The 7,784-nt window shown below is 65.8% G+C and carries 9 protein-coding genes; 4 read left to right on the top strand and 5 right to left on the bottom strand.

Annotated elements, in window-relative coordinates:
* Positions 1 to 343: 343 nt before the first annotated feature.
* Positions 344 to 829 (bottom strand): helix-turn-helix domain-containing protein, encoded by a 486-nt coding sequence (locus K288_RS0131860; protein WP_027583192.1) that lies wholly within the window; start codon positions 827 to 829, stop codon positions 344 to 346.
* A gap of 114 nt (positions 830 to 943) precedes the next feature.
* Between K288_RS0131860 and K288_RS0131855 the strand changes: the two genes are divergently transcribed.
* Together K288_RS0131855 and K288_RS54265 are read left to right on the top strand one after the other, a co-directional pair.
* The gene (locus tag K288_RS0131855; RefSeq protein WP_027583191.1) at positions 944 to 1,732 is read left to right on the top strand and encodes a glucose 1-dehydrogenase; all 789 of its coding nucleotides are present in this window, start codon (positions 944 to 946) and stop codon (positions 1,730 to 1,732) included.
* Positions 1,733 to 1,892: 160 nt separating this feature from the next.
* Positions 1,893 to 2,042: a hypothetical protein gene (locus K288_RS54265; protein WP_201449750.1), complete on the top strand. Its 150-nt coding sequence runs from the start codon at positions 1,893 to 1,895 to the stop codon at positions 2,040 to 2,042.
* A 51-nt stretch (positions 2,043 to 2,093) separates the two neighbouring features.
* Here K288_RS54265 and K288_RS0131845 read toward each other — a convergent pair whose 3' ends face one another.
* The gene (locus tag K288_RS0131845) at positions 2,094 to 2,702 is read right to left on the bottom strand and encodes an FMN-dependent NADH-azoreductase (protein ID WP_027583190.1); all 609 of its coding nucleotides are present in this window, start codon (positions 2,700 to 2,702) and stop codon (positions 2,094 to 2,096) included.
* Between the two features lie 100 nt (positions 2,703 to 2,802).
* On the opposite strand from K288_RS0131845, the gene K288_RS0131840 reads away from it, so the two are divergent.
* Complete coding sequence (locus K288_RS0131840; protein ID WP_027583189.1) at positions 2,803 to 3,204, top strand: helix-turn-helix domain-containing protein; 402 nt, start codon at positions 2,803 to 2,805, stop codon at positions 3,202 to 3,204.
* Positions 3,205 to 3,311: 107 nt separating this feature from the next.
* Here the strand turns inward: K288_RS0131840 and dprA are convergent, their stop codons facing one another.
* Positions 3,312 to 4,424: a DNA-processing protein DprA gene (gene dprA, locus K288_RS0131835; RefSeq protein WP_027583188.1), complete on the bottom strand. Its 1,113-nt coding sequence runs from the start codon at positions 4,422 to 4,424 to the stop codon at positions 3,312 to 3,314.
* Between the two features lie 127 nt (positions 4,425 to 4,551).
* On the opposite strand from dprA, the gene K288_RS0131830 reads away from it, so the two are divergent.
* A complete protein-coding gene (locus K288_RS0131830) occupies positions 4,552 to 5,793 on the top strand; it encodes an amidase (RefSeq protein ID WP_027583187.1) in 1,242 nt (413 codons plus the stop codon).
* On the opposite strand, the gene K288_RS0131825 is transcribed toward K288_RS0131830, so the two are convergent.
* Both K288_RS0131825 and plsY read right to left on the bottom strand, forming a co-directional pair.
* Complete coding sequence (locus tag K288_RS0131825) at positions 5,788 to 7,011, bottom strand: patatin-like phospholipase family protein (RefSeq protein WP_043161254.1); 1,224 nt, start codon at positions 7,009 to 7,011, stop codon at positions 5,788 to 5,790. The two genes, K288_RS0131830 and K288_RS0131825, sit on opposite strands and share 6 nt — an antisense overlap.
* 153 nt (positions 7,012 to 7,164) lie before the next feature.
* Complete coding sequence (gene plsY / locus K288_RS0131820; RefSeq protein WP_027583185.1) at positions 7,165 to 7,761, bottom strand: glycerol-3-phosphate 1-O-acyltransferase PlsY; 597 nt, start codon at positions 7,759 to 7,761, stop codon at positions 7,165 to 7,167.
* Between the last annotated feature and the right edge of the window lie 23 nt (positions 7,762 to 7,784).

Here is a 7,784-nt window from a genome sequence, read left to right as displayed (position 1 = left end):
ATGTGTGAATCGGATAGCCGGTGACCGGGCTTTCTTGCCACCGTCACCTCAAGCGCGAACAAAGTTCGCGCGAAAGGCTTAGCGCCAGCGTCGGGGCGCCAGGACCACACGACTTCGCCGTCCGCCAGTGCCGCGCTCGTCAGTCGCAACACCCGCGTCCACCGCATCTCACCGCAACGTTCGTGACGATCGCGAGCCGCCCCTCATCCGCCGTGAGACGCGCGGAGTTAAATCACTGATTTGCCCGACGGCGGAAGCGGAATGTTTTTCGCGCGAGGGCTGGACAGACTTTTGGGTGATTTGCCCGTCGAGTTGTTTTGTCGCACCCAAAGCAACCACATCGTCATTGCGAGCGCAGCGCCCCCGCACGTTTCGCCCGCTTGGGCGCGCCGCGCTTCAACGTGATGTCGGCGAATGAGAGGGGCCGGCCGCCCTGGGAATGGAGCGCGAGTTTCTTCACCGGCTTGCCTTGCTCGCGGTCGACCATGGTGGTGCCGATCTCTTCCGGATGGTCGTCGAATTCCTCGCTCCATTGCCGGAGCGCCACCAGGATCGGGAAGACCCCAAATCCCTTCGGGGTCAGCACATATTCCTGATAGACGCTGCCGTCGGAGGCGGGGACCAATTCCAGGATGCCCTGGTCGACCAGCGCGCGCAGCCGCACGGTGAGGATGTTCCTCGCGAGCCCCAGGCTCTTCTGGAATTCGCCGAAGCGGCGCCGGCCCATCAGGGCATCACGGATGATCAATAGCGACCACCAGTCGCCCAGCACATCCAGCGAGCGCGCGATCGGGCATTCCGCGCCCTCAAGGCTTGTCCGCTTCACCATCAGGATCTCCGTCGAAACATATCACAGGCTTGTGTAGTTGCATTATAAGACCAGATCGTCTACTTGTCCAACGTAGTTTAATAATGCAACCACGACCGATCACTGGAGGATAGCGTGAGACTGGCGAACAAGACGGCATTGATCACAGGGGGCAACAGCGGCATCGGTCTAGCGACCGCACGTCTGTTTGTTCAGGAAGGCGCCAAGGTTGCGATCACCGGGCGAAACCAGGCGACGCTGGAAGCGGCCGCGCAGGAACTGGGACCGAATGCGGTTGCGATCGTCGCCGATGCCACCGACGTTGCAGCGACAGAGGCCGCGGTCGCGAAGGCCGCACAGAAATTCGGCAAGCTCGACATCCTCTTCGCCAATGCCGGCATTCCCGGCCAGACGCCGCTTGGCGGCACGACGCTCGCGGCCTTCGAGCAGGTGATCCGCACCAATCTGACTGCCGTGTTCTTCACGGTGCAGGCGGCCGTACCGCACCTCAATGACGGCGCTTCGGTCATCCTCAACGGCTCGGTGATCTCGGTGCAGGGAAATCCGGGTTATTCGGCCTATGCCGCGAGCAAGGGCGGCGTGCGCGCGATGGCGCGCGTGATGGCCTCCGAACTCTCGCCGCGCGGCATTCGAGTCAACGTGGTCGCGCCGGGTGCCATCCGCACGCCGATCTGGGGCGCCGCGACCGCAACCCCAGAAGCAGAAAAGGCGTTCGAGGCACGCATCGCCCGGTCGACGCCGCTGCGCGGGCTCGGCGAACCCGACCACATCTCGAAAACGGTGCTGTTCCTGGCTTCCGACGATTCCGCCCACATCCAAGGGCAGGAACTGTTCGTCGATGGCGGCGCCACTGGCTTGCCCGCCGGCGCTCCGATCTATCGGGGGCAGAGCCCGCGGCAATAGAGCATGATCCGGCTGAAGCGTTTTCGAACAAAGCGGACGCCGGTTCAGCCTGCCAGCTATTTCGTCGCACTGGGTGCAAGCTGTTGAACCTTGGTCGTGGCTGCCAAGACAGTTCTGATGGGCAGGGAGTTTCTTTGACCATTGGGCTTGGAGAGCAGCCATGCCAACCACCATCCGAGTCTCCACTTCGGGCCGCGCCCCGCAGAAAACAGACAGCGCGGACTTTGCTTCCGTCGCCCTGTTTGCCGGGATCGGCATGTTGATTTCGGTGGTCGCCGTGATCTTCGCCGAGCAAGGCGGCTGGCATTAGCAGTTACGTCATGGCCGGTGACGAGACCGGCCATGACGTAAATCGATCTGCTCAAGCCGCGTCGAGATTGCCTGCGGCCTGCAGCGCGCCTGAGACGGCTTTTTCCCGATGCTCCGGCCCGACCTGAATTCCGTCGGCGGAGATGATTTCAGGCTTCGTGATTCCGATGAAGCCGAACACCCAGCGCAAATAAGTCTCCAGATGCTCGCCGACGGCGGCTGGCGTGTCTGCGCCGTAGAAGCCGCCACGCGAGACCGCGACGATGACGCGCTTGTTGCCGGCGAGGCCCTCGACGCCGGCGGCGCTGTACTTGAACGTCTTGCCGGCAACCAGGATGCGATCGATCCAGGCCTTGAGCTGGGTCGGGATGGTGAAATTGTACATGGGCGCGCCGAGCACGACGATGTCGGCCGCCAGGAACTCATCCAGGACCTGCTGGCCTGCGGCGATGTCCGCCTGCAGCGAGGCCTCGGGGGTGGCTCCCTGGCTCGCGGCGAGATGGGAACCCGAGAGATGGGCGAGCGGCGTCGTCGTGAGGTCGCGATAGGTGACCTCGATGCCGGGATGGGTCTTGCGCAGCCGGTCGACGATGGCGGCGGAAACCTGACGGCTGACGGAGTGGGGGCCCAGTACGCTGGAGTCGAGATGCAGGAGTTTCATGGTTGGTGTCACCCTTTGGTATAAGTTTGTAACTGGCGCTATATGAGTGACCATGGCAAAACCCCGCAAGAACGCACATTTTTCTAACCGGAGCACATCAGTGAAACCCAAGCACATCCATGTGCCTGTGCTGGAGCCCATCCCGCATACCGGCAGTGACTGCCGTGGCGTGGCCTCGGTGCTGGCGCGGGTCGGCGACAAATGGAGCGTGCTGGTGATCATGCTGCTCGGCGACGGGCCGCGACGCTTCAACGAGCTCAAGCGCACGATCGGCGGCATCTCGCAGCGGATGCTGACCCTGACGCTGCGCGGGCTGGAGCGCGACGGGCTGGTCACGCGCACGGTGTTTCCGACCATCCCGCCGCGCGTCGACTATGAGCTGACCGATCTCGGCCGCGGGCTTGCGCGGCCGGTGCAGGCGCTCGGCCAGTGGGCGTTCGAGCATTTGCCCGAGATCGAGCGCGCGCGAGGCGAGTTCGATACGCGCAACGATCGCGATTGAAGAGATTGGATGCGTAGCCCGGGTGAAGCGGAGCGTAACCCGGGACCGCTCTCACCGTTGACACGGATGCCCCGGGTTGCGCTTCGCTCCACCCGGGCTACGAAAGCTTACGCGAGCGACAACAGTCCGCCGCCGTGGCGTTCGAGACGGCCGGCAAGCTCAAGCTCGAGCAGCACCGTGCGAACGATGGTGGCGGACAGGCCCGACATCCGGATCAGGTCGTCGAGGCTGACCGGGGTCGGGCCGAGCAGCGCCACGATGCGTTCACGCTCGCTCGGATCGGTATCGAAATCGAGCGGCTCGTCATCGCTTTCACGTGCCTCGAGCGCGAACGGCCGCTCCATGATCGGCTGGACCGCGTTGATGATGTCGCTCGCGCAGGTCACGAGCGCCGCGCCCTGCTTGATCAGATCGTTGGTGCCGGCGGCGCGCGGATCGAGCGGGGAGCCGGGCACGGCGAACACTTCGCGGCCCTGTTCGGCGGCCATGCGCGCGGTGATCAGCGAGCCCGAGCGATGCGCGGCTTCGACGATGACGACGCCGAGCGCCGCACCCGAGATCAGGCGATTGCGGCGCGGAAAGTCGCGGGCACGCGGGACATGGCCGAGCGGCATTTCGGAGATCGCAGCGCCACGTTCGAGCAAGGCCGCGAGCAGGTCCTCATGCTCGGGCGGATAGATCCGGTCATGGCCGCCGGCGAGCACCGCGACCGTGCCGGTCTCGACGGTGGCGCGATGCGCAGCCTGGTCGATGCCACGGGCAAGGCCGGAGATCACGATGAAACCGGCATCGCCGAGATCGTGGGCGAGGGTAGCGGCGAATTTCAGCCCGGCACCTGAGGCGTTGCGCGAGCCGACGATCGCGATCATCGGCCGCGCCAGCACGTCGAGCGCGCCGCGTACTGCGAGCAGCGGCGGCGCGTCATCGATCGTGGCAAGCCGCGTCGGATAGGAGGCTTCGCCCGGCGCGACCAGGCTGACGCCGTACCTGTTGCAGGCCGCAAGCTCGGCCTTCGCTTCCTCGACCGTGCAGATGCGTCCCGCACCGCTGCCGCCGCGGCGCGCCATGTCGGGCAGGTGCTCGAGTGCGGTGCGGGCGTCGCCGAAATGCTTGAGCAGCGCGCGGAAAGTGCGCGGGCCGACGTTCTCCGAGCGGATCAGCCGCAGGCGGTCGAGACGTTCGGTATCGGCGAGTTCGTGCCTGGAGGGACGGTCGTGCATGGCGTCAGCATGGATCAACCGCAGCGCGCAGGCAACGGGGCCGGCGATCAGCCATTCGCTGGCGCGCCTTGCCCGATCGCGAGGCGGTCCGTAAAAGCAATCCGACCAACGAAGGGAGGAATTCCCGATGATTTCGGTTGCCGAACTTACCCGTCGCATCGAGCAGGGCGAACTCTCGCCCGCCGCAGCGCTCGCCCAATCGCTCGCTGCGATCGACACGCAGGAGAAGACGACCGGCGCCTTCGCGTCGCGGGCGGAAAATCCGCGCGCGCAAGCGTCGGGGCCGCTGCGTGGTATTGCGGTCGGGATCAAGGACATCATCGACACCGCGGATCTCGCGACCGAGATGGGGGCGTCGATCTACCGCGGAAACCGTCCGCGCGCCGATGCGTCTGTGGTGATGATGCTGAAGCAGGCCGGCGCCACCATCGTCGGCAAGACCACGACGACGGCGTTCGCCGCCAACGATCCGACGGCGACGCTCAACCCGCGCAATCATGGCCACACGCCGGGCGGATCGTCGGCGGGCTCGGCGGCAGCGGTCGCGGCCGGGATGATTCCGCTGGCGCTGGGGACGCAGACGGCAGGCTCGGTGATCCGGCCGGCGTCGTTTTGCGGCGTGGCCGCGATCAAGCCGTCCTACCGGCTGCTGCCGACGGTCGGCGTCAAATGCTTCTCCTGGACGCTCGATACCGTCGGCCTGTTCGCTTCAGGGGTGAGCGACCTCGCGGTAGCGCTGGCGGCGATGACGGGGCGGCCAGCGCTGCGTTTGCCCGACGCGATTGCGACGCCGCGGATCGGCGTCGTCGCGCAGGACTTTGCCGGTGCGCCCGATGTTTCAGGCGCGGAGGCACTGCGGATCGCGGCGCAGGCGGCCGAGCGCGCCGGCGCTTCGGTGCGCGCGCTGTCATTGCCTGAGATCGTTGCGGAAGCCTGGCGCCTTCACCCGGTGGTGCAGGATTTTGAAGCGCACCGGTCGTTCGCCTGGGAATATCGCGAGAAGCATGACGCGATGCCGCCATTGCTACGCGGCCGCCTCGACGCGAGCAGGGATGTCACTGCGGCTCAATATGACGAGGCGATCGAGATCGCCGGCCGCGCGCGGCAGGCCCTCGCCGAAACATTTGGCGATGTCGATGTGCTGCTGACGCTCTCGGCGCCCGGCGCTGCGCCGAAAGGGCTCTCGTCGACCGGAGATCCCCGCTACAACCGGCTTTGGACGCTGATGGGCGTTCCCTGCGTCAACGTGCCGGCCTATGTGGCCGAGGGCAATTTGCCTGTCGGCGTGCAGGTGATCGCGCCGTTCGGCGCCGACGCCAAGGCGCTCGCGGCGGCGCGCTTTGTCGAAATGGCGCTGGCGAAACTATAGGAGCGCAGGCTCGGCGACGCGCGCCTTGCGCGGCGATTCGATCCGCGTCGAGCCGGCGTCTTGCGCCAGGAAACGCTCGGCAGCCTTGCGCCCGCTCCGATGCAGTTGGCGAATGAAGCCGGGTCCCAGATCAGTGGCGCTGCGCTGGGCGAGCCCGTCGATCTCGTCTTCCGCTGCAATCCGGAACAGCCGCAGCGAGGGGGCTGCTGCAGGACGCGCCCATTCCAGCGCGGCGATCTCGGCATTGAGCACGGAATTGGCCGTGATCTGGTCGAGGCGGCGATCGATGGCAGCGGGCGTGATCGGCACATAGCTGTCGCGCGCCGGCGTGACCTGAACGACGAGCACGTTGGAGGTCTCGGATTCCTGGACCAATCGAACGAGCGGAGGATTGGCGCCAAAGCCGCCATCCCAATAAGATTCGCCGTCGATTTCGACCGCGCAATGGATCAGGGGTGGGCAGGTCGAGGCGAGCAGCACGTCGGCGGTGATCTCGGCATTGCCAAACACCTGCTGCCGGCCGTCGCGGACGCGCGTTGCCGCAACCAGAAGTTTCGGGCAGGCGGGACTCTGCAACGCGGTGAAATCGATGTCTCTCGCCAGCGCCTGGCGCAGCGGATCGAGATCGAACGGATCGAACTGGCCGGACCGCAGCGTCGGCCCGAACGCGACCGAGCGTCCCGCCGGCGAGAATCCTCCAACCAGCATCAGCGAGCGGAAGGATGCCTCATGCATGATCCGCATCCAGAACCGGTTGAGTGCGGCGCGCGCGCCTTCGCGACCACCTTCCACCAGACCGCAAGCGAGCAGCGCGGCGTTGACGGCGCCAGCGCTGGCGCCGCTGATGGTGTCGAACGCACAACTCGGTTCTTCCAAAAGCCGCTCGAGCGCGCCCCAGGTGAAGGCGGCAAAGGTGCCACCACCTTGCAGCGCCAGCGATAATTTTCGCGGGGGCCAGACGAGCGATTCGCCTGCATCCGCCTTTTTCGGCTTACTGCCTGGCGAGCGCGCCGGTACGTCGGCCCGCGCCGACTGCATGTTCAGGACGGTATCCGGTGGTGGCGGGGCGGCAGGCCGCTCGGCTTCGGTGCTGGCCTTGGCCGCTGAACTGTCCGCAGCCGGTGTGTGATCGGAGAATGACCAGATATCGGAGGCAGCGAGCAGGGCACTCGCACTGGACATGCTCACCGGCCGCGACGCGACATCGCGCGCGCTCATTCCGCTAATCCTATCCTGTTCGATTTCGTCCATCTGACGCAACCGTATGACGCCGTTTGACTCGCAGGATGACAGTCAACGTCGCCATTTGCCAAGTACCGCCAGAGAATTTCGAACGGATGTGACCGGTCCTCAACAGGTTGATGGCGAATTCTAGGCCTTTTGGCCGATGCGCCCCTCGGTTCCCGCCTGCAGCCGCTTGATGTTCTCGCGGTGGGTGTAGAACATCAAGAGCGTCAGCACCGCGGCGAGCGCGGCGAGTGCAGCGTGGCCGAACCACCACAGGAAGATCGGAGTGACGAAGGCGGCCACCAGCGCCGAGAGCGACGAGTAGCGCGTCGTGAAGGCGGTAGCGAGCCAGACTGCGCCAAAAACCGCGGCAGCCGGCCAGAACAGGCCGATCAGCACGCCGATATAGGTGGCGACGCCCTTGCCGCCCTTGAATTTGAGCCAGACCGGATAGAGATGGCCGAGGAAGGCGCCGAGCCCGGCCACCATCGCCGCATTCGGGCCATCGAGATAGCCCGCCAGCACCACCGCAGCCGTGCCCTTCAGCATGTCGAAGATCAGCGTCGCGGCGGCGAGCCCCTTGCGCCCGGTGCGCAGCACATTGGTGGCGCCGATATTGCCGGACCCGATCGAGCGCAGATCCTGCGTGCCGGCGATCTTTGTCAGCACCAGGCCGAACGGGACCGAGCCGAAGAGATAGCCGATCAGGAATGCGACGATCAGGAAGGCGTCAGAGGGCATGGCCGGCGCTCCCGCCGCGATCT

Source organism: Bradyrhizobium sp. Ai1a-2 (assembly GCF_000426245.1).
In the GTDB taxonomy this organism is placed as follows: Bacteria; Pseudomonadota; Alphaproteobacteria; order Rhizobiales; family Xanthobacteraceae; genus Bradyrhizobium.
The sequence above is the reverse complement of the archived record's forward strand: the minus strand, read 5'-3'. Positions and strand labels throughout refer to the sequence as shown.